Genomic DNA, 23,130 nt, shown 5'->3' with positions numbered 1-23,130 from the left:
AGCTTAACTCGGTCTATTTAGACACTTTCACTCTCACCGGATTGGCCAGTTCCTCGGCAGTTCTGGTGATGTATTGGCGGAATTGCTCCTCGGTTTTGATGCCGTTGGGCTCTAGTTCCCAGGCCGCCAGGAAGTAGTATTGAGCCTGTCCGTTGGATGGTTTCAGCTGTACCACGTGGCTCAGGGGATCATCTGAGAAGGTGATGAAGTCCTGCGGGTTGAACAGTACCGCAATACCGATGTTGTCTGGCGGAGAGTTCAGGGTCTGCTTGCCATAAGTGTACATAAAACCGTAACGCTTGCCGGCCTCGCCTTTGTCGCTGACCAGTTTGGCCGCTTTGTCTTTGATGAGGCCGGTGGCAATGTTCTGCGGTTGCCCGCCTTCCAGCCTGATCTGGTGGTGGGTCATTCTGGTGCCGCCGTGAATGCTCAACTGCGAATGCACATTCAGTTTGTGCCCCGCCACCTGCCAGCCGTAATAGTCTGTAAGGATGGAAGAATACACCGGACCATTTTGCGGGATTTTGCTGTAGGTGCTGTCAGTTTTCTCCACGCGCACGGCTTTGCCGTTGTCATACATGGCCAGCGTTCCTACGCCCAGCGCCTTGCCCACTTTGAGCACGTCCATGCCCCAGGGTTGTTGGTTGTGGTAAGAATCGTATCCGTCCAGGCCCGCTTTCTGCAACACCATTTCCGGGGTTTGCTTCCCGAACACGTCCACGGCGTTGCGCCAGTCCAGGTAAAAGCGGTAACCCACTTTGTCCGATTCCCAGCCTGGTCCCTCGTAACGGAGGTAGTAGGAATGGTCGGTCAGTTCACTGGGTACACGCAAAGAGTCTATGTTCTGGAAATCGCCGCCAATGTATTTCCGGTTTTCCCAGCGTCCGCCTACTTTCTTGGACAATTCGGCCTGGGTACGTTTGGTATAGGTGCGTTGGTTCGTTCCCTCCGGGTTGTAACTCACCGTCAGTTTCTTGGTTTCGCCGGCTCCCATCTTGTCCAATACCAAAGCAATTCCCTTGTTATGGGCATCCTTGCCGTTGTACTGGCTGGGGATTTCGGTGGAGCCATCTGTCACTATGAACGCATTCCTGTTAAAACCCACGCCTTTTGTAGGCAGGTCCTCTTCTTTGATCACCACCAGCACACTTTCCCGCTCCCGGTTCAAAGGATTAGAAACCTGTACCGTGAACGATTGCGGGAATTCAGAAGAAGCTACTTTTTGGCTAGAGGAGCAGGCTACGTTGAAAAGGAGCGCTACACCTAAAGCTCCGTTTTTCCAGGTAAGATACTTTTTGATCATAGTTTTATGGGTAAGCAGGGGAAAAGGAGACTAAAACAGGTACTTGGCGTACCCGGCAGAATAGTGGTTGAATGCAGGGCTGTTTTGAAGGCGTTTTTATGAAAAGTGATCGGAAGGGACCAGTTACCCCAGCCCTTCCGATCACTTTCGTTTTCATCTCCAACGTGGGTCTCCGGCCGAGGCTTTGCCCGGGAAGGCGGCGTCTTTGAAATGGAAGTCCCCGTTTTTAGGATCTTGCCACAAGTTCAGCGAGGTAGCGGAGTAGGCGGTTAACCCCGGGATGGCGAAATTATTGGTAGCCGCCAAAACGTAGTCAGACGTGCTGAAACTATTTACTGCTTCCACCAGCGTGCTGGTGCTGGCCCTCACGCCCTTCACCGATTGGTTTCCGGCTTTACCGATCCCCAAGATGGTGTTTCTGATTTTGATGCCGTTGGTGACCTCGTTGGATCCGGAAGTAGAGTAATCTACCAGGTACTGGTTGATGATGGGCGACTCATTTACCGTAACATTTTCAATCAGCACCGAGGTTGAATTGTTCCTGCTAACAATGACTTTCTCGGCTTTGGAAATAGTAGAGTTGCTGATCACGATATTCTGGATCTGGCTTGTGGCCACATCAACGTTCACCACCCCAAAACTTCCGATGCTGTCTATCACACTGTTGGTGATGGTAAAGTTAGTGATGGTGGTAGGCTGGGATTGCAACCTGAGCACACTCCTGAACATACTAGCCTTTACATTGTCAAACGTCACCGAGCCAATGGTAGAGGCTTTGTTGATGTTGAAAACGTACTTGGCCGTGGCATCACTTCCGGTCAGAATCACATCTTTAAAGGTGATGTGGTCAATGTTGCTGCCGGTTGCAATATTGAAGTTGCTGGTAAAGTAGATGGATGCCCAGCCAGGCACGGTCAGGTCTGAGCCACTGGTAATGGTAACAGATTTGTCCAAAACCACTTCAGAGGCAATGGTGTACGTTACGCCACGCTTCAGGATCACGGTGCTGCCGTTAGGAATCTGGGTGAGGGTATCCTGCAATACGCTTGGTCTATCCACGAAACCTCTCAGGTCTACCAGAACTCCCGCCAAAGGCTCTTTGGTCTGGAAAGTAGTCACCCCGTAACTCTTGGTTCCGGCGAAAATCTCTGCGGTGTAGGTGGCCCCGGAGGTAAGGTTGTCCACTATGTAGAAACCGGCGGCAAGATCGGCCTGAGACAAGGCAATCTCCTGCGCCGTTCCTCCCGCTGGGGTAACCACTATTCTGGTAATCCCGGGTCTGGCGGTGAACAGCAGGCGCACGGCGCGGTCTGTAACATCAGCGGAGTTAACCGGAACATTGGTAAATGCCTGCACTCCTCTGATGGAGAATCCGTTGCTCACCAACCACTTTGACTCCGGCGTATTTTCCTGGCCGTTGGTTTTTACCCGGGCAAAGAATTTCTGCTTGGCCGGGATCTGGTCATCCGTAAGCACAATGGAGGCGGTATCTGTCACTCCGGTAAAAATAACCGGAGTCGCAAACAAGGTGTCAGCGGCTACCTCCACGGTATAGGTGACGGTACCGGTGGCGTAAAGTGCCGGTTTCCAGGAAAGCCTCACCTGGGTTTCCGCGGTAGTGGAGCCAATAACCCCAGTGGGCATAAACATGCGGGAGAGGTCGTTTTGCTCCTCCTCATCATCGGGGTTACAGGCAGACAAACCACCCACCACTAACAGGAGCATTGCAGCAAACCAGAGGGACAACGTTGATCCAAACTTTTTCATGTGTGTTTCTTTTCTTAAGTTCTGTCAAGTAAGGCTACCTCTAGTATCCGTAGTCCTGGGTGAGTCTATAGTTTTGGCTTAGCACCCCGTTATAGATAGGTAGCAGCTCAGAATGGTTCTTTTTGAATTGGCTCGCAAAGCCTCTGGTGGGACCAGTGATATGTGCTTCGGTGATTGCCGCTCCCCAACTGATTCTGGTATAACCGTCAGGCGCAGTGGTGGTAGTGGAAGGTTCGTACATCACCTTGTTCACGTTGCCGCCAAACAGATTGTAATCCAGCATTTCCTGGCGGGCGGTGGCTCTTGGTCCCAACAGCGGGGTTGGCTTGTAGAAAACATACTGGGGCACGTTGGCATAACGCCCGGTACCGGTCATCATGGCCCGTAAGTCTGCTCTTACCTCATTGATTCTGGTTTCCAGCAGATCCCAGCGGATCAGGTCATACTTACGCACGCCCTCGCCACCGAACTCCAGGTAGCGCTCCTGCACCAGGGCTTTGAAGAAATCTTCTTTGGAAGACGGCGTCTCAGGCATTCTATCCTCATAGTCATCCAAGAAAGCTCTTTTTCTTACTTCCTCCAGGGCGGCCTTCGCTTCTGGGGTAGGTCCGTTCAGTTCGTTCTCTGCCTCGGCGAACATCAACAGCACATCGGCATAGCGGATGAGCGGCCAGTTGATGCCCAGGGTCTGGTTTGTACCGGCAATGCTGGTCCAGTATTTTCTGAACTTGCCTTCTCTCATCAAGAGCGGGGTGGTCAATAACTTATTGTCGTTATTGGCTTTGGTATCTACCTGGAAGTAAGCCAAGGTCACGTCTCTTCTTGAATCCCCGATAGAGTCGAACTCATAGAAATACGTGGGTACCGCTTCAGAAAGACCATTCGCTCTACCATAGGTACTGGCCTCGGCAATTCTTGGCCCGTTTCCAAATCCCAGTTTAGTATCTGTTCTGGCATTCCCGCCGAAGGCGCCTACCTGCCACACATGCTCATAGGTGGCGTCTGTAACGCCGTTGCCGTGCAGGCTTCTGAACACGTTCTCATAGCTTGGGTTCAAGGCGTGCTGTTTGCTTTGGATCACTTCCCAAGCCTCGGTTCTGGCAATCTGATAGAAGTCTTTGTAGTTGGCACGGCGCTCTACTATACCGCTTTCTCTTCTCAAGGCGTACCCGCCACGGGCCAAGGCTATTCTGGCTCTCAGACCTTTCACCGCACCTTTGGTCACCCTGGTAGTGGGTGCGCCAGATTCTGACCTCCACGGAACCAAGTCTGCGGCCATGGCTAAATCGGCCAGCAGTTTGTCATAGATTTCATCCTGGTTGGTCTTAGGCAGGAACAGGTCCGGGGTATCTGCCGATGGCTCAAATTGGGCCGGCACATCACCCCAGTTCCTGATCAACTCGTGGTAGAACTGGGCCCTTAGAGTAAGCGCCTCTCCGTAGAACCGGCGCATGGTAGCCTGCTCAGTGGCGGTGCCGCTGGTGTACAAGGCAGAAAGCGGAATGTATTTGATACAGATGTTGGCCCGCTCAATGCCTCTGTACAATTGCAGGAATGGGTTCTCCAAGTCTGTGAAACCCGGGCTTACCCCAAAGTGGGAAATACCGCCCCGGGCAATGGGGTCATGGTCTCCGCCCATTTTAAAATCATCAGAACCATTGGGGAAAAGCGTAGAGATACGGCTTCCGTAACCGTCATCGCCGGGTAATTGGTTGTAGACACCCGTGATGGCAGATTCTGTAAAGGCCAGACTGCTGAAGATGGCATCCTGGGAAAGCGTAGACGGATTCTGAACCTCCAGGTAGTTCTCACAAGAACTTACGGTCACCAAACTGCCTATGGCAAGTGGTATGATAAAACTTTTTAGGATATTTCTTTTCATTGCTGTTCTTCTCAAAAATTAGAAAGTAACATTGATACCACCCAGAATGTATCTGCTGCGCGGATAGGCGGCGTAGTCTACGCTAGGCGTAAGAGGCGAATTTCTTCTGGTGTTGGCCTCTGGGTCATAACCGGTGTATTTGGTGAAGGTGTACAGGTTATTCACAGTGCCGTAAACCCTTAACTTGGAGATAACCCGTGTTCTTTTCAGGATGGACTCCGGAATGCTGTAGCCCAGGGTCAGGTTGCTGATTCTAAGGAACGATCCGTCTTCAATGGCGAAAGAATGTGTGAAGTAGTTGCCTAAAGATGGTCTCCAGTATTTGGCGTTGGCGTTCAAGGCTCTTAGCTTCTCAGGATCAGAAACCATCTGCCCGTTTTCGTCATATAGTTTGAACCGATCATTCATGAGGGCCAGCATGTTGTTGTCACGGGTGGTGTACTGGGTGGTGAACTCCATTTTATTCGCGTTGTATACTTTGTTGCCATAGGAAAACACCATGAAAACACTCAGGTCAAACCCTTTGTAGGAGAACTGCTGGTTGAAACCACCGGTGAATTTTGGTTGGGCATTGCCAATAACCGTCCGGTCTGCGGTGGAGATGAGGGAGCTGTTGTTATCGGTGAGGTCTTTCAGCTTCAGGTCACCGGGCTGCGGCTGTCTGTTGCCCAGCGCCACGCTGGAACTGTTGGCTACTCCTTCTTTCAGCACATAGGTCCAGGTATTGGTAGTGGCGTTGAAAGTGGCGTTAAAATCATCCACGGTATAGTAGCCGTCGGTCACATAGCCATAGAACTGCCCTACCGGCTGGCCCACTTCTACCTTGAAGTCTTCCAGGGAATTCACCCAACCCGACTGCACCAAATAAGAACTCTTCGGCTGCCCCGATGGATCCAGACCCAGACTCACAATCTTGTTCCGGTTTAAGGCAATGTTGAAATTAGAATTCCATCTGAAATCGCCTTTGTCCACCACTACGGCACCCAACTGGAGTTCAATCCCTTTGTTCTCGGTTTCGCCAATGTTCTGGAGCTGCGTTCTGTAGCCGCTGGTTTGCGGAATAGTAGCTTCTAAAAGAAGGTCTCTGGTTCTATTCTGGTAAGCGTCAATGGAACCGGTCAATCTGTTATTGAAGAAAGCGAAATCAACGCCCGCGTTTTTGGACAGGGTGGTTTCCCATACCAGGTTCGGGTTGGCCAGCGTAGGCGCTACGTAACCCGGGGTGATAGACTCCGTGAAGGCGTACCCTTCTGTAGAGCTGGCGGTGTACATTGTTCTGTATAAATCCACCCCGATGCGGTTGTTGCCCACAGAACCCACGCTAAGGCGAACTTTCAGGTCACTCAACCATCCCTCAAAAGGTGCCATGAAGGCTTCATCGGCTACGCGCCACATGATAGACGCCGAGGGGAAAGTACCGTAGCGGTTGCCATCGGCAAACAGAGAGGAACCGTCCCGTCTCAGGTTGAAGTTGGCGAAATACCTGCCTTTGTAGTTATAGCCTGCTCTTCCAAAAAAGGACAATAAACGGGTGCCAGACTCAGAGGTAGTAGGGTTGTCTTGGATGAGGCCGGCAGGAGGCGTCGCCTTCTGGATACCTGCAAACGCCTGGTCGGGCGAGATGTCAGACGGTAACCATTTGGTGCGGGTGCCTCTGCTTTTGCTATCCCACTGTACTACCTCGTGGCCTAAGAGGAAATCAAGATTGTGGTCTTCCCCTACTTTGGTTTTATAGGTTAAGGTGTTGGTATTGGTGAAGGAAAAAGCCTCACCCGCCGTCATGTCTACCACAGGTTGGTCATTGTTCTGTCTGGCCACTGCCGTAACCGGACCGCTGAAGGCATTGGTTTTTCTTTCCAGGGCGTTCACCCCTACTACTGTTCTAAAAGTCAGGTTCTTGAGGATGTCATAGCTGAAATAACCGTTCACGATGATGTCATTGCGGTAGTCACGTCTTTCCTCGCTGTTGGCCAAAAGAACCGGACTGGTCAATTGGGTGCTGCTGGCGTATTCCACGTCAAACTCATCTACCTGGCTTTCAAAACCTGGGGCGATGAACGGTCTGTAGCGCACCGCGTTTCTTAACCGGTTATTGCTCTGCGAACCCGTGCTGGACGTACCCACGCCGTCTACTCGCTGGCGGCTGTAGCGGGTGGTCAACCCTACCTTGAACCGGTCTGTCACCTTGTGGTCAAACTTGAAAGATGCCAGGGTTCTCACATAACCAGAGTTGATCATGATGCCGTTTTCGTCGGCGTGATTCAGCGTAAAGTTGAAGGAAGTCTCTTTGGATCCTCCGGTGATGCCTAACACATGCGTCTGACTGAAGGCATCTCTCCCAAACACTTTGTCCTGCCAGTCGGTGGTGGGCATTGATTTATAGATATCCAGGTCTTCCCATCTGCCATAGCGGTCCCTGAAAGAGGTGCGGCTTTCATCATTGGTGTTGCTGAACAGGTTGTAAGACTCGTACTGGTACAGGGCATAGTCATACGGGTTCATCACCTCCAGCTTGTTCACGATGCGTCTTACCCCGGCATAGCCGTTGTACGTCACCTGTGTTTTCTGCTCCCTGCCCCCTTTGGTAGTGATGATCACCACGCCATTGGCACCCCTGGCTCCATAGATAGAAGTAGAAGCCGCGTCTTTCAACACGTCTACCGACTCAATTTCCTGGGGAGAGATGATAGACAAGGCATTTTCCATCTGGATTCCGTCTACAATATAAAGCGGGGAGTTATCCTGCGTCAGGGACCCGCCTCCGCGCACCCGCACCTGGATCTCAGCGCCGGGCTGGCCTTCCGTGGAAGTCACCTGAACCCCTGCCAATCTTCCGGCCAGCGCTTCTGCCGCAGTACTCACCGGAATATCCTGGATGTCTTTCGCCGTGATGGTGGCCACTGATCCGGTCAATTCCTTTCTGGGCACCGTGCCGTACCCTACCACTACCACTTCCTCAATCGCTTTTGAATCAGAGGCCAGGGCCACGTTGATAGAGGCCCGGCCATTGATAGGCACTTCCTGGGAGAGAAACCCGATGTAGGAAAACACCAGCGTGCCGGCGCCATTGGGCACGGCAAGGGAAAACTCCCCATTCACGTCTGTCGCGTTGGCGGTGGTAGTACCCTTCAGGAGCACCGTTACCCCGGGCAGGCCTTCTTTCTTCTCATCGGTCACTTTACCAGTGATGGTAACCGTCTGAGCAAAGGCACCGGCCGCGGCCGTAAAGAAAAAAATCAGCACCAGCAGATACCGGCTCTTCTTAAGTAATGCATGTTGCATGGGAGAGAAATTTGATTTTGATAAAATGACAGAAATACGAAGCGGATGAGTTACGGACCTGAATCTGCGCAACCGATTGCATATTTAACACTATTTAAAAACAAACCCAAAAAATATTGCCTATTTTTTAACAGTTTTCTAAATACACCCACTAAAACCGCTTTTGATTAACATATTTTTATTATGTTAGCAGAAGGTTACAACGGACTGAATTCTACAGCCCGAATATTTTTCTGGCCCAACATAGCCTAACAGATTGATAAATTCGTAATTTGCGCAAACGATTACACCTAGCACCCCTACTTTATGACTGTCCACCAATCCACCCGGCACGCCATCCACCCCAATGATTTCAAGGGATATGACACCGCCAAACTGCGTGAGCACTTCCTGATTGAGAATCTTTTCCAGGCAGATTCCATCCAACTGACTTATACCTTATATGACCGGTTGATTGTAGGCGGCGTGCACCCAGTGAGTGGCCCCGTGCGGCTGGACACCTTCCCTACCCTGCGGTCTGAGAACTTCCTGGACCGGCGCGAGATCGGGATCATCAACGTCTCTTCAGACAGCACCATCACGGTAGACGGCGAGGAGATCACCCTGAAGAACAAAGAGGCTTTATACATAGGCAAGGGCGTAAAGGAAGTCCTGTTCCACCCGGCCCCTAACGGCGCCGACACCCGCTTCTACTTCAATTCCGCGCCCGCCCACCACACCTATCCTACCAAGAAGGTGCAGTTGAGCGAGGCCGAGACCGTGGAACTGGGCTCCCTGGAGACCGCCAACGCCCGCACCATCCGGAAGGTGTTGATCAACTCCGTGGTGGAGACCTGCCAACTGCAGATGGGCATCACGGAGCTGAAAACCGGCAGCGTCTGGAACACCATGCCCGCCCACACCCATGACCGGAGAATGGAAGCCTATTTCTATTTTGAGGTACTAGAAGACCAGACCGTTTGCCACTTCCTGGGCGAGCCGCAGGAAACCCGCCATATCTGGATGCAGAACCAACAGGCGGTTCTCTCCCCACCTTGGTCCATCCACTCGGGGGCCGGAACGTCTAACTATACCTTTATTTGGGGCATGGCCGGCGAGAACCTGGATTACAACGACATGGACAAAGTAGCTACCACCGAACTAAAATAGCCGTTTATGACCCATTTATTTGATTTAACCGGCAAAGTAGCTTTGGTCACGGGTGCCACCCATGGGTTAGGAATGGCCATGGCGACGGCTTTGGGCAAAGCAGGCGCCACCCTGGTGGTGAACGGCAATACCCCGGAGAAGATGGAATGCGCCCTGGAGCAATACCGCCAACAGGGGTTGGACGTGAAAGGTTATTTATTCGATGTCACCAACGAGGAACTGGCCAAAGAGAACATCGCGCGTATTGAGCAGGAGGTTGGGCCTATTGCCATCTTGGTGAACAACGCCGGCATGATCCAGCGCACCCCTGCCCTGGAGATGGAGGTAGCCGATTTTAGGAAAGTGCTGGACGTGGACCTTACCGGCCCGTTCATCATGTCCAAAACAGTGGGCAAATACATGGTGGAGCGCCGGGCCGGCAAGATCATCAACATCTGCTCCATGATGAGCGAACTGGGCCGGGACACGGTTTCTGCCTACGCGGCAGCCAAAGGCGGCCTGAAGATGCTCACCAAGAACCTGGCCACCGAGTGGGCCCGGTACAACGTGCAGGTGAACGGCATCGGGCCGGGGTATTTTGCCACCGACCAAACCGCTCCCATCAGGGTAGACGGGCATCCGTTCAATGAGTTCATCATCCACCGTACTCCGGCCGGGCGCTGGGGTGACCCTGAGGATTTAGCGGGGGCCACTATTTTCCTGGCCAGCAAAGCCAGCGATTTTGTGAGCGGGCAGATTGTATATGTAGACGGCGGCATTCTGGCCACCATCGGAAAACCCAGCAACGAGCGGTAACGCTTAGCGAAAGAAGGAAAAGTGTTGTAGATTTTGACCTACCTACATGGCAACGAATAAAATGGCCAATAAACCAAAGGTGACCATTCACCACATTGCGGAGAAACTCAATATCACGGCCTCTACCGTGTCGCGGGCGTTGAACGACAACCCCCGCATCAGCGAGGTGACCAAAAAAGCGGTATTGAAGGCTGCCAAACAGCTGAACTATCAGCCCAACAACATTGCGGCGGCCCTTAGGAATGGGAAAAGCTACATCATCGGTATCATCGTGCCCACCGCCGACCGGGCGTTCTTCGCCTCGGTGGTGCGCGGCATTGAGGAGATCGCGAACAAACTGAACTACAAAGTGATCATCTCGCAGTCCTATGACAACTACGAGAAAGAAGTGCAGACCATTGACGCCCTGTTGAGCGCCCGCGTGGATGGCATCATTGCCTCTATTGGCAAGAACACCGAGAACTTTGACCATTTCAAGCGCACCCAGGAGAAAGGCATTCCGCTGGTACTGTTTGACCGCACCACCGATGCCCTGGAGGTAAGCCAGGTTATGATTGACGATTACCTGGGCGCCTACAAAGTAGTGGAGCACCTCATCCAGCAGGGTTGCCGCCGCATTGCGCATTTCACCAGCCCCAAGAAAGTGAGCATTTTCAAGGAGCGTCTGCGCGGCTACATGGATGCCCTCCGGGACTATGACGTGCCTTTCTATGAGGAACTGGTGATCAAGAGCAACCTGCAACTGGAAGACGGCCGCTCCGGCATGGAGGAACTGCTCCAGCTGAAGGAAATGCCCGACGCGGTTTTCTCGGCCTCAGACTACGGCGCCATGGGTGCCCTGCAGGTGCTCAAAGAAAGGAAGATCAAAGTACCGCAGCAAGTCGCCATCGCGGGGTTCGGGAATGAGCCGTTCACCTCTTTCTCAGACCCGGCGCTTACCACCGTGGACCAGTTCAGCTTGACCATGGGCCGCATCACCGCCGAGCTCTTCTTTGAACATTTCAAAACCGCACCAGACGAGAAGTTGGTCCCTCAGAAAACCGTTCTTAAACCAGAACTGATCATCCGGGGATCTTCCCTGAAAGCAGATTCTCTAAACGAAAAAGCTTCCGATTAGCTAGAGGCCACGGAAGTAGCGTTTTGGCCCTGTTTTCAAGAAAACAGGACCAAAACACCAAAGTCTATTGCTTGAGCGCAGAGGCTTAAGTTTAAAATACCATATAAAGGAAGATCCTTTCCCTTCCTGACGCACAAAGCAAAAGCGGAGAGGAATTAGTGTTTCCTCTCCTTAAATCCAAAAGCGCATGCAGCAACTCAACAGAACCACCGCCCAGATCACCCAAACAAGACCCACCAAAGTAATCCAGTTTGGCGAGGGAAACTTTCTGCGCGGTTTCGTGGATTGGATCATTGATATCCTGAACGAGAAAACAGATTTCAACGGGTCCGTAGAGATCATTCAGCCGCTGGACAAAGGCATTTACCAGTTACTCAACGGGCAGGATGGCTTGTACCATGTGGTGCTGGAGGGAATCCAGGAGGGCCAGACCGTGCAGGAAAACCGGCTGATCACCTGCGTGAGCAATGCGCTTAGCCCCTATGATACCTACGAGCAGTACCTGCAGCTGGGCGAGAACCCAGACCTGGAGTTCGTGATCTCCAACACTACTGAGGCCGGCATTTCCTTTGACCCCGCCGATGTCGGGTTTGACACGACGCCCAACTCCTTCCCGGGCAAACTCACCGCACTGCTGTACCGCCGCTTCACCCATTTTGCCGGCGCCAAAGACAAAGCCCTCACCATCATCCCCTGCGAACTGATTGAGAAAAATGGCGAGAACCTGCGCGAAACGGTGCTCCAGTTTGCCAAGCACTGGAATTTACCCACTGACTTCGCCGACTGGATTCAGAACAATACTATTTTCTGCAACACGCTGGTAGACCGCATTGTGCCGGGCTTCCCCAAAGACACCATCCAGGAAATCCAGCAGGAATTGGGCTTCGCCGATAACCTGGTGGTGAAAGCCGAGCCTTTCCACCTGTGGGTGATTGAAGCCCCGGAATCAGTGGCCAAGGCTTTCCCCACGGAGAGAGCCGGGCTGCAGGTGAAGTTTGTAGACGATCTCACGCCGTACAGAACCCGCAAAGTGCGCATCCTCAACGGCGCCCACACTGCCCTTGTTCCGGTGGCTTACCTGCAAGGTTTGCGCACCGTGCGCGAAGCCGTGGAAGACGAAAAAGCCGGTACGTTCATCAAAGAGGCCATTTTTGAGGAGATCATCCCCACGCTGGACCTTTCCGCTGAGGAGCTGAACCAGTTCGCCAATGACGTGATAGAGCGCTTCCAGAACCCGTTCATCCGCCATGAGCTGCAATCCATCGCCCTTAACTCCGTGTCTAAATACAAGGTGCGCGTACTGCCGTCGGTGCTGGAATACCACAAACGCAAAGGCCAGTTGCCGCAGCGTCTGCTGCACTCGCTGGCGGCCTTGATCCTGTTCTACAAAGGCGAGTACAACGGCGAACAGACCCCGGTGAACGATACGCCAGAGGTGCTGGAGTTTTTCCAGGAAGCCTGGCAGAAAGACACCGTGGAGGAAACAGTACAGGCTGTATTAGCCAACCACGACTTCTGGGGCACTGACTTAACCCAGGTAGCCGGACTGGAAGCCACCGTAGTTAAAGAATTGGCCTTTCTGCAAGAGCAGGAACCCGTGAAGGCGGTTTAAAGGCATGTTCTTGCCTTAGCTAAACTGCCGCCCCGAAACAGAGTGGCTGTTTTAAGCCTGTTTTCACTAAATTACCAGGAAAACGAATCGGCATTGCGCCCGGTTTGTCTTTAAATTGATTCAAAACACCTCAGTACATGTCCTTTTTAGACGATAACTTTCTCCTCCAGACCAAGACGGCCCAGACGTTGTACCATGAGCATGCCAAGAACATGCCCATCATTGACTACCATTGCCACCTGAATCCGGAGGACATTGCCAACGATAGATCCTTCCAGAACCTGACCCAGATCTGGCTGGAGGGCGACCACTACAAGTGGCGCGCCATGCGGACGAACGGCATACCCGAGCGTTTCTGCACCGGCAACGCAGATGATTACGAGAAGTTTGAGAAATGGGCCCAGACCGTGCCGTACACCATGCGGAATCCCTTGTACCACTGGACGCACATGGAGCTGAAGCGCCCCTTCGGGATTGAGAAGGTCCTGAACCCAGATTCAGCGAGGGAGATTTACAACGCGGCTACTGGCATGCTGCAAACCCCGGAGTTCAGCGTGCGCGGCATCCTGAAGAAGATGAACCTGGTCACCATCTGCACCACCGATGACCCTATTGACTCCCTGGAGCACCACCAGAAGATCGCTGCCGATGATTTCGGGATCAAGGTGTTGCCTACCTTCCGTCCGGACAAGGCCATGGCGATTGAGGACGCCGGCTACCTGACCTATCTGGGAAAACTGGAGGCCGCTTCCGGGGTTTCCATCACCAATTATCAGAGCCTGTTGGATGCCCTGCAACAGCGCCACGATTTCTTCCACGCGCAAGGCGGACGCTTGTCTGACCACGGCCTGGAAACCATCTACACCGAGGAATACACCGACCAGGAGATTGCCTCCATTTTTGAAAAAGCGCTTCAGAAACAGCAACTCACACAAGACGAGGTACTCAAATTCAAGTCTGCTATGCTGGTGGAACTGGCGTTGATGGACCACGCCAAAGGCTGGACGCAGCAGTTCCATCTGGGTGCGCTTCGCAACAACAACACCCGCATGATGCGCGAACTAGGCGCCGATACCGGGTTTGACTCCATCGGGGATTTTGACGTGGCCCGTCCGCTCTCACGCTTCATGGACAAACTGGATAACTCCAACCAACTGGCCAAAACCATCCTCTACAACCTGAACCCGAGCCAGAACGAGCTGTACGCCACCATGATAGGCAACTTCAATGACGGCAGCACGCCCGGCAAAATCCAGTACGGATCTGCCTGGTGGTTCCTGGATCAGAAACAAGGCATGGAGGCGCAGATGAACGCTTTGTCCAACATGGGCCTGTTGAGCCGTTTTGTGGGGATGTTGACTGATTCGCGCAGCTTCCTCTCCTACCCGCGCCACGAGTACTTCAGGAGAATCCTCTGCAACATGCTGGGCAACGACGTGGAGAACGGCGAACTGCCGGCCTCTGAGATGAAATGGTTGGGCCAGATGGTGGAGAACATTTGCTACAACAACGCCAAGAACTTTTTTAACTTCTAAAGTATGGGCACCGGAAAAGTCTTATCGTTTGGAGAACTGCTGCTGAGAATCTGCCCCGATGGCGATGGTCAGTGGCTACAGGAAAACAAGCTGCCGTTCTACGTGGGGGGCGCCGAGCTGAACGTAGCCACGGCGCTGGCTTTGTGGGGCGTCCCTTCGGCGTATCTTACGGCTTTGCCGGAGAACTTCGTGTCTGAACAGTTGCTGGGGTATTTGAAAAATCACCTGATAGACACAGATGCCATTGTCCTACAGGGCGACCGCATCGGGTTGTATTACCTGCCCAAAGGTACAGACCTCAAGAACGCCGGTGTCATCTATGACCGCGCAGGCTCGGCGTACGCCGATCTTACCCCCGGTACCATTGACTGGGACAAAGTTTTTGAGGGCGTAAGCTGGTTCCATTTCAGTGCCATCTGTCCGGCCATCAACCAGAACGTAGCCGATGTCTGCGCCGAGGCGCTGCAAGTCGCCCAGGAACGCAACATCTTCGTCTCGCTGGACCTGAACTACCGCGCCAAGCTCTGGAAATACGGCAAGGACCCTATAGAGGCCATGCCAACGTTGGCCAAAGCCTGTGACCTGATAATGGGCAACGTGTGGGCCGCCAATAAAATGCTGGGCATGCCGCTGCAGGAAGAACTGGTAGCCGAGGTAGAAAAGGAGAAACTGCTGCAACACGCCACGCTTACCTCTGAGGCCATTTTACAGGAATTCCCCAAGTGCAAGATCGTGGCCAATACCTTTAGGTTCGACCACGGGGCGCAGGGCATCCGCTATTTCACCACGCTGTACACCCAGGGCGAGCTGCACGTTTCGCAGGAGTATGTGGTAGACCAGATCCTGGACAAAGTGGGCAGCGGCGACTGTTTTATGGCCGGCTTGATTTACGGCTTCTTTCACCAAAACGACCCTAAAACGACTCTGGAATTCGCCACCGCGGCGGCCTTTAAGAAATTATTCATTCAAAGCGACGCTACCACCACCACGGTAGCCGAGATTGAGGAAACCATACAAGCGTATGCCAACTAAAGAAACCGCCCTCAAGGCCATTGTAGACCAAGGCCTGCTGCCCCTGTTCTTCTACGAGAGCCCCGAAATAAGCCTGGAGATCATCAGAACCCTGTACAAGGCCGGCGTCCGGACGCTGGAGTACACCAACCGAGGCCCCGCCGCCCTGGAAAACTTCACGTTTCTGAAAAACGAGCTGAAATCGTACGAAGACCTCCATTTGGGCATTGGCACCATCAAAACCGTGCAACAGGCCAATGATTTTCTGAAAGCCGGCGCCGATTACGTGGTAGCTCCTATTGTGGACCCGCAGGTAGGTAACCTGGTGCACGAGGCCGGTCTGCTCTGGATTCCGGGGTGCTTCACGCCCACGGAGATCCATGTGGCGCAGCAGGCGCAGGCGGCTTTGATCAAGATCTTCCCGGCCAACATTGTGGGTCCGGCGTTTGTGTCTTCTATTAAAGAACTGTTTCCGGGGCAGTTGTTCATCCCCACCGGGGGCGTGAACCTGGAGGAGGCAAGCTTCCGCACCTGGTTCAAGGCCGGGGTCTGTGCCGTGGGCATGGGCAGCAAACTCATCAGCAAAGACATTCTGGCCAACCGCCAGTTTGACCAATTACATGACCTCACGACACAAGCGTTGGAATTAGCACAGACATGTAGAAAATAGTTAAAGCGCCCTTATGACCCAGACTAAACAAACAAATGCCAGCCCTATCACCCTCCAAGAGAAAATAGGCAAATACCGGTGGACCATCTGCGGCCTGCTTTTCTTCGCCACCACGGTCAATTACCTTGACCGCCAGGTACTCAGTCTGCTGCAGCCTCTTTTGGCGGAGAAGTACGGCTGGTCTAACACCGATTACGCCAACATTGCGGCCGTTTTCCAGTTCACCTACGCCATTTCCATGCTCTTCGCCGGCCGCATCATTGACCGTTTGGGCACCAAGTGGGGGTACGCCTGGGCTTTGATCATCTGGTCGCTGGCCGCTATTCTGCACGCCTACGCTGAGCCGCTGGGCCGGTCGGTGAGTCCTTTGTTCACTACCCTGGGGTTCGGGGCCTTGCCGGTCTCGGTCATTGGGTTCATGGTGGCTCGCGCTTTCCTGGGTTTCGGGGAGTCTGGTAACTTTCCGGCGGCCATCAAAGCCACCGCCGAGTACTTCCCCAAAAAGGAGCGCTCGCTGGCCACGGGTATCTTCAACTCCGGCTCCAACGTGGGGGCCATCCTGGCGCCTATCACCGTACCCTGGATTGCCTCTCACCTGGGTTGGGAATACACCTTCTTCATCATCGGGGCCATTGGGTTCCTCTGGCTGTTTTTCTGGTTCGCTTTCTACGAAACCCCCGACAAGCAAAAAAGACTCTCGGCCGCCGAGCGCGACTACATCAGCAGCGACAGCGAGCCCGTTTTGGAACCGGATTCCCCGGCTTCGGCCGAGAAAGTATCGTGGTTTAAACTGCTGAGTTTCCGTCAGACCTGGGCCTTCGCCTTCGGCAAGTTCCTCACCGATGGCGTTTGGTGGTTCTTCCTTTTCTGGCTGCCGGCTTACCTCAAAGCACAGTATGGCCTGACGGGTACCCAAGTGATGCTCCCGCTATCCGTGCTGTACAGCATGACCATGGTGGGCAGTATTGGGGGCGGCTGGTTCCCCGTGTACTTCATCAACAAAGGCTATAACCCCTACGAGGGCCGCATGCGGGCCATGTTTGTCATCGCGCTTTTCCCCTTGGTCGTACTGGCAGCACAACCGCTGGGCGGTATCAGCTACTGGTTCCCGGTGCTGCTCATCGGGATCGGGGCCTCGGCGCACCAGGCCTGGTCAGCGAACATCTTCACCACCGTTTCTGATATGTTCCCTAAGAAATCCGTAGCCTCGGTGACCGGTATCGGCGGCATGGCCGGCGGGATTGGCGGGGTGGTCGTGACCAAAGTAGGCGGTTACCTTTTTGACCACTATGAAGCCCTGGGCCGCGTGGAAACCGGTTACACCATCATGTTCGCCTTCTGCGCCATGGCGTACCTCATTGCCTGGAGCGTGATGAAGTCGCTGGTGCCTAAAATGAAGCCGGTGGCCATCTAGGCAAACCTTACGCATACCAAAAGCAGGGCCATCCGGTCCTGCTTTTTTTCATATTGGGCATGCCATGTGAGTTGAACCTCTTCCAGTTTTTACGTCCTTTTCCAGAAAACACCCCCAAAACGTATTCCTATGCTGAAGCTTCCTTTCCTTGGGTTTACCCTCCTCCTGGCGTTGACCATCAGCGTCTGTTCGGCGCAGCAAAACGCCTCTTTGCGGCTTTGGTACGATAAACCGGCCGCCAACTGGAACGAGGCCTTGCCCCTGGGGAACGGGCGCCTGGGGGCCATGGTGTTCGGTAATCCGGCCCGGGAGCAACTGCAGCTGAACGAGGAAACCGTTTGGGCCGGCGAACCTGGAAACAACGTCAAAAACGATCTCTTCCCTGCCCTACCTGATATCCGGAAGCTGATCTTTGCCGGGCAACACCAGCAAGCCCAGACGCTGGCCCTACAGAAACTACCCAGGAACGCGCCTCCCGACAACAACTACGGCATGCCTTACCAACCCGTGGGCAACTTGTTCCTGCAGTTCCCCGGCCACGAGGCGGCCACCCACTACACCCGTGATCTGGATATCAGTCAGGCGGTGGCCACGGTGTCTTACAAGGTAGGCGACGTGACCTACAAGCGAGAGATGTTCACCTCTTTTCCAGACGACGTCATCCTTATTCGGCTCACCGCCAACAAGCCCCGCAGCCTCACCTTCACCGTATCCGCCGACAGCCCGCATAAAAGTTACGCCGTGCGCACCCAGGGCGACCAACTGCTGCTGAGCGGAGTATCCGGGGACAAGGACAACAAGAAAGGCAAAGTGCGGTTCCAGGCCCGGGTGCAGCCCAGGGTGACAGGCGGCAAGCTTTCGGCTACGGCCAACGTGCTCCAGATCGCCGGCGCCGATGAAGTGGTCCTTTATGTTTCCATGGGCACCAACTTCAAGAACTACCAGGACATCTCCGGTGACGAGTCGGCGAAAACAGCCGGTTTTTTGGAAAAGGCTCTCAAAAAGGATTACGGCAAGGCCCGCGAGGCGCACGTCCGCTTCTATCAGCAGTACTTTAACCGCGTTTCTCTGGACCTAGGCACCTCCGAGGCGATGCGCAAACCCACCAATGTGCGCTTGGCCGAGTTCGCCAAAGGCAACGATCCGCAGCTGGTGAGTTTGTATTTCCAGTTTGGGCGGTATTTGCTTATCTCCAGCTCGCAGCCGGGCACCCAGCCGGCCAACCTGCAGGGCATCTGGAACGACAAGGTTTCCCCACCCTGGGACAGCAAGTACACCGTGAACATCAACACCGAGATGAACTACTGGCCCGCCGAGGTCACCCAATTGCCGGAGATGCACGAGCCGCTGTTCACCATGCTCAAAGACCTGAGCCAAACCGGCAGGGAAAGTGCGGCCAAGATGTACGGAGCCCGCGGCTGGACCCTGCACCACAACACCGATCTCTGGCGCATTACCGGTCCGGTTGACGGAGCGTTCTATGGTCTGTGGCCCATGGGCGGCGCCTGGCTCACCCAACACCTGTGGCAGCATTACCTCTATACCGGGGACCGGAAGTTCCTGCAAGAATATTACCCTGTTTTGAAAGGAGCGGCCCAATTCTTTGTGGATGTGCTGCAGGAAGAACCCACCCACCAATGGCTGGTGGTGGCCCCGTCCATGTCGCCGGAGAATTCCCACCAGAGCGGGGTTTCCATTGCCGCCGGCACCACCATGGACAACCAATTGGTGTTTGATGTGTTCTCCAACATGATCCACGCCGCGACCGCCCTGAAAACCGACCAGGTCTTCGCTGATTCTTTGCGCACGCTGCGGGACCGGCTGGCGCCTATGCAGGTGGGGCAGCACGGCCAGTTGCAGGAATGGCTCCAGGACTGGGACAAACCCACCGACCAACACCGCCATGTGTCGCACCTGTACGGCCTGTTTCCCAGCAACCAGGTTTCCCCGTTCACCCACCCGGAGTTGTTCCAGGCGGCCCGCACTTCGTTGGTGTACCGCGGCGACAAATCCACGGGTTGGTCTATGGGCTGGAAAGTGAACCTGTGGGCCCGCCTGCTGGACGGAAACCGCGCCTACAAACTCATTGAAGACCAACTGACGCCCGCCGGCCAAGAGGAATCGGGCCAAAGCGGTGGCACCTACCCGAACCTGTTTGACGCCCACCCTCCTTTCCAGATAGACGGCAATTTTGGTTGTACCTCCGGCATCGCCGAGATGCTGCTGCAGAGCCATGACGGAGCCTTGCACCTGCTGCCGGCCCTCCCAGACAAATGGCAGATCGGCCAGGTGAAGGGATTGGTGGCCCGCGGTGGTTTTGTGGTAGACATGCGCTGGGAGAACGGCAAGGTAAAGGCGCTCACCATTCACTCCAAACTGGGCGGTAACTGCCGTATAAGGGTAGCCAATGGGCTAAGCCTGAAAGGCCAAGGCGGCCTGAAGAAAGCAAAAGGAGTAAACCCGAATGCTTTTTACGAGACAGCCGCAATCAAAAACCCATTAGTCTCACCTAAGGCAAATCTCAAGGAAGTAGAACTGCCCACCACTTTACTCTTTGACCTGAATACCGGCAAAGGGAAAACCTATGAGCTCATCGGGTTGTAGAAGGAACCAGTCGGAAGTAGCTGAATTTGCAGAAAGCCACTGCTTTGTTTTGGGGCTTATTTCAGAAAATCAGGCTTAGAACGGCTTCACCCTGATTGAGCAGAAATCAGCAATTCAGAAAATTATTTGATAAATAATCATCGATTCAACTTAAAAACTATACACGCTTTAACAAAATAGCCATTATCTTCTATATTTGTTAAAGACCACCTACGTCTGTTGGTGGAGTGATTTGAAATGAGCAATGGGGCAAGCCTTTTCGGTACCTCAACAACAACCCAATTATGGACGGTTCTTCTAACAGTGCCCTGCAGACCTATGACAAACACGTAGGACTCAAATTCCAGTTATACAACAGTTTGTTCACGGCACTTCCGTTTCACCGGGTAGAGAAAACGGGCGTGCTGCTTTCCATTTTCCTCTTGCACTGCGAGGAAGGCTTTGAGAAAGTGCTGAGCCCCGCCGAGATCATCGGGACGTTCTTCAGCCAGTACACGCCTTACCGCACTGAGCAGGAGCAGATGGATCTGTTGTTCCGGTTTGTGCAGTACGCTGAGCGCCAGGTGGTGCTGTTTGATGCCCTGGAAGATGCTTCTTTCCGGGAGACGCATGACATGACCGGCGCCGGTACCCTGAAACACCTGCAAGCCGAGGTGGAGCAGACCCAGGTGCACCAGCAACTGAAAGAAAAACTGCAGGATTTCTCGGTACGACTGGTGCTCACGGCCCACCCTACCCAGTTCTACCCCAGCGAGGTGTTGGGCATCATCAACGACCTGTCCAAAGCCCTGGATAGCGACAACACCGCCCAGGTGAACAGCTATCTCCGGCAGTTGGGGAAAACCCCGTTTTTCAAGAACGAGAAGCCATCGCCCTATGACGAGGCCGTCAGCCTGATCTGGTACCTGGAGAACGTCTTTTACCAATCGGCGGGGCAGATCATGACCTACCTGAAAAGCCAGTTCCCTGAGGCGGTTTCGGCCACCAATCCCTTGATCCGGCTGGGCTTCTGGCCGGGCGGCGACCGCGACGGCAACCCGTTTGTGACCGCCCAGATCACGCTCAAAGTAGCCGAGGCGCTGCGCGGGGCCATCATCAAATCCTACTACCGGGATGTGCGCAAACTAAAGCGCCGCCTCACCTTCAAGGGCGTGCTGAATGAGCTGATCGCGCTGGAAGAAAAGCTCTACAACAACCTGTTCCTGCCCGGCTACAAAGCCGATATCACCAAAGAGGACATCTTGGCGCCGCTGCAGAAAATCACCGATATCCTGATAAAAGACCACAACGGCCTGTTCCTGAACCTGGCCGAGAACCTGGTCCGGAAGGTGGAGCTATTTGGTCTGTACTTCGCTTCTTTGGATGTGCGGCAAGACAGCTCGGCGCACACCGAGGCCTTGGAAGCCATCGCTGCCCAGACAGAGGCGCTCCCTGATAATTATACCCAGCTTTCGGCGGAGGAAAAGATAAGCGCGCTACTCCATTCCGGTATTACGGTGGATTCTTCAATGCTGGAGAATGAGCTGCACCGCGATACCGTGGAATCTATGCAGGCCATCAAGGCCATCCAGCAGATCAACGGCGAGCAGGGCTGCCACCGTTACATCATCAGCCACAGCACCAGCGCCCTGGACATTATGGAAGTGTACGGCCTGTTTCTGCTGAGCGGCTGGAAACCCGAGGAACTGACCGTGGACATTGTGCCGCTGTTTGAGACCATTGATGACCTGAGAAACGCCCGCGAGGTTATGCAGGCCTTGTACACGTCTGCCGTGTACCGGCAGCACCTGCAGCGGCGCGGCAACATCCAGACCATCATGCTGGGCTTCTCAGACGGCACCAAAGACGGCGGCTACCTTATGGCCAACTGGAGCATTTACAAAGCCAAGGAAGAACTGAGTATGCTGGCCAAACAGTACGACCTGCAAGTGGTGTTCTTTGACGGCCGCGGCGGACCTCCGGCGCGGGGCGGTGGTAGAACCCACCAGTTCTACGCGTCCATGGGCTCCAACATCGCGAGCAAGGAAATCCAGTTGACCATCCAGGGGCAGACCATCAGCTCCAACTTCGGGACGATTGATGCGGCGCAGTACAACATGGAACAGCTCATGCACGCCGGCATCCGGAACACCTTGTTCACCGCCCGGGAAACTACCCTCACGGAGGAAGAGGAGCAGCTCTTGCAACAGATGGCCGACGAGAGTTACGAGGCCTACAACACGCTCAAGAACCTACCAAACTTCCTGGAGTACCTCAACTACGCCAGTCCGCTCCGGTATTACGCCGAGGCGAACATCGGGAGCCGTCCGGCCAAACGCAAACCGGGCAAACTGAACCTGAATGACCTGCGGGCCGTGCCGTACGTGGGTTCCTGGAGCCAACTGAAACAGAACCTACCCGGCTACTATGGCGTGGGAGCCGCCATGGAAAAACTGGAAAACGATGGAAAATGGGCAGACATTGAGCAACTGTATGCCCGCTCGCTGTTCTTCCGGACCTTGGTGGGCAACTGCGAGATGGCCATGACCAAATGCTTTTTCCCGCTCACCGCTTTCCTGGCCGGGCACCCGCAGTACGGCGAGCTCTGGAAGATGATCCATGAGGAATTTGAGCGCACCAAACAGTACGTTTTGCGCCTCACCAACAACACCCAGCTCATGGAAGACAAACCCGTGAACAGACTTTCCATCCAGATGCGCCAGCGCATTGAGTTGCCCCTGCTCACCATTCAGCAGTTTGCCCTCACCAAGATCAGGGAAATGGAGGAGCAGGAAACCGAGGCTCTGAACAAAAGCAAGTTTGAGAAATTGGTCATGCGCTGCTCTTTCGGGATTATCAACGCCGAACGAAACTCCGCGTAAACTTCGCTAAGCTTATCAAAAGAGAACCCCGGCTATACCTTGTGTAGCCGGGGTTCTCTTTTCTGTTTTAGACCTGTTTTCTGGAAAATGCCTTTGAAACATGGATCTGCCTTGACTTCCGTAATCTT

General features: G+C 54.0%; 14 protein-coding genes. 10 read left to right on the top strand and 4 right to left on the bottom strand.

The genetic code is table 11. The annotated features are described in order from the left end of the window. Nucleotides 1-13: 13 nt before the first annotated feature. From FOA19_RS21900 to FOA19_RS21885, 4 genes are all read right to left on the bottom strand, one after another. Nucleotides 14-1,303: a DUF4861 domain-containing protein gene (locus FOA19_RS21900; RefSeq protein ID WP_149092971.1), complete on the bottom strand. Its 1,290-nt coding sequence runs from the start codon at nt 1,301-1,303 to the stop codon at nt 14-16. Between the two features lie 153 nt (nt 1,304-1,456). After that, complete coding sequence (locus FOA19_RS21895) at nt 1,457-3,070, bottom strand: DUF5123 domain-containing protein (protein ID WP_149092970.1); 1,614 nt, start codon at nt 3,068-3,070, stop codon at nt 1,457-1,459. Between the two features lie 40 nt (nt 3,071-3,110). Beyond that, a complete protein-coding gene (locus FOA19_RS21890; RefSeq protein ID WP_223809011.1) occupies nt 3,111-4,898 on the bottom strand; it encodes a RagB/SusD family nutrient uptake outer membrane protein in 1,788 nt (595 codons plus the stop codon). A gap of 72 nt (nt 4,899-4,970) precedes the next feature. Continuing rightward, on the bottom strand, nt 4,971-8,234 hold the full coding sequence (locus FOA19_RS21885) for a SusC/RagA family TonB-linked outer membrane protein (RefSeq protein WP_149092968.1): 3,264 nt from the start codon (nt 8,232-8,234) through the stop codon (nt 4,971-4,973). 306 nt (nt 8,235-8,540) lie between these two features. Between FOA19_RS21885 and kduI the strand changes: the two genes are divergently transcribed. The 10 genes from kduI to FOA19_RS21835 all read left to right on the top strand — a co-directional run bounded on the left by kduI (nt 8,541) and on the right by FOA19_RS21835 (nt 23,002). Beyond that, nucleotides 8,541-9,383, top strand: a complete 843-nt coding sequence (kduI, locus tag FOA19_RS21880; RefSeq protein ID WP_149092967.1) for a 5-dehydro-4-deoxy-D-glucuronate isomerase — start codon at nt 8,541-8,543, stop codon at nt 9,381-9,383. A 6-nt stretch (nt 9,384-9,389) separates the two neighbouring features. After that, entirely contained in the window at nt 9,390-10,178 is a 789-nt protein-coding gene (locus FOA19_RS21875; protein WP_149092966.1) for a gluconate 5-dehydrogenase, read from the top strand. Nucleotides 10,179-10,239: 61 nt separating this feature from the next. Continuing rightward, complete coding sequence (locus FOA19_RS21870) at nt 10,240-11,295, top strand: LacI family DNA-binding transcriptional regulator (protein WP_149093154.1); 1,056 nt, start codon at nt 10,240-10,242, stop codon at nt 11,293-11,295. A gap of 187 nt (nt 11,296-11,482) precedes the next feature. Beyond that, nucleotides 11,483-12,907, top strand: coding sequence for a tagaturonate reductase (locus FOA19_RS21865; protein WP_149092965.1), 1,425 nt, complete (start codon nt 11,483-11,485; stop codon nt 12,905-12,907). A gap of 137 nt (nt 12,908-13,044) precedes the next feature. Next, nucleotides 13,045-14,442, top strand: a complete 1,398-nt coding sequence (gene uxaC / locus FOA19_RS21860) for a glucuronate isomerase (RefSeq protein WP_149092964.1) — start codon at nt 13,045-13,047, stop codon at nt 14,440-14,442. A 3-nt stretch (nt 14,443-14,445) separates the two neighbouring features. After that, nucleotides 14,446-15,474 carry a sugar kinase gene (locus tag FOA19_RS21855; protein ID WP_149092963.1) on the top strand — a complete coding sequence of 343 codons (1,029 nt, stop codon included), beginning with the start codon at nt 14,446-14,448 and terminating at the stop codon, nt 15,472-15,474. Beyond that, nucleotides 15,464-16,123 (top strand): bifunctional 4-hydroxy-2-oxoglutarate aldolase/2-dehydro-3-deoxy-phosphogluconate aldolase, encoded by a 660-nt coding sequence (locus FOA19_RS21850; protein WP_149092962.1) that lies wholly within the window; start codon nt 15,464-15,466, stop codon nt 16,121-16,123. The genes FOA19_RS21855 and FOA19_RS21850 overlap by 11 nt, the downstream gene beginning before the upstream one ends. A gap of 13 nt (nt 16,124-16,136) precedes the next feature. Continuing rightward, nucleotides 16,137-17,537, top strand: coding sequence for an MFS transporter (locus FOA19_RS21845; RefSeq protein ID WP_149092961.1), 1,401 nt, complete (start codon nt 16,137-16,139; stop codon nt 17,535-17,537). A 129-nt stretch (nt 17,538-17,666) separates the two neighbouring features. Next, nucleotides 17,667-20,141: a glycoside hydrolase family 95 protein gene (locus tag FOA19_RS21840; RefSeq protein WP_149092960.1), complete on the top strand. Its 2,475-nt coding sequence runs from the start codon at nt 17,667-17,669 to the stop codon at nt 20,139-20,141. A gap of 284 nt (nt 20,142-20,425) precedes the next feature. Further along, nucleotides 20,426-23,002 carry a phosphoenolpyruvate carboxylase gene (locus tag FOA19_RS21835; RefSeq protein ID WP_149092959.1) on the top strand — a complete coding sequence of 859 codons (2,577 nt, stop codon included), beginning with the start codon at nt 20,426-20,428 and terminating at the stop codon, nt 23,000-23,002. Nucleotides 23,003-23,130 lie beyond the last annotated feature (128 nt).

It is taken from the genome of Rufibacter hautae (assembly GCF_008271695.1).
Lineage (GTDB): Bacteria > Bacteroidota > Bacteroidia > Cytophagales > Hymenobacteraceae > Nibribacter > Nibribacter hautae.
This window is presented reverse-complemented; position numbering and strand designations above follow the sequence as displayed.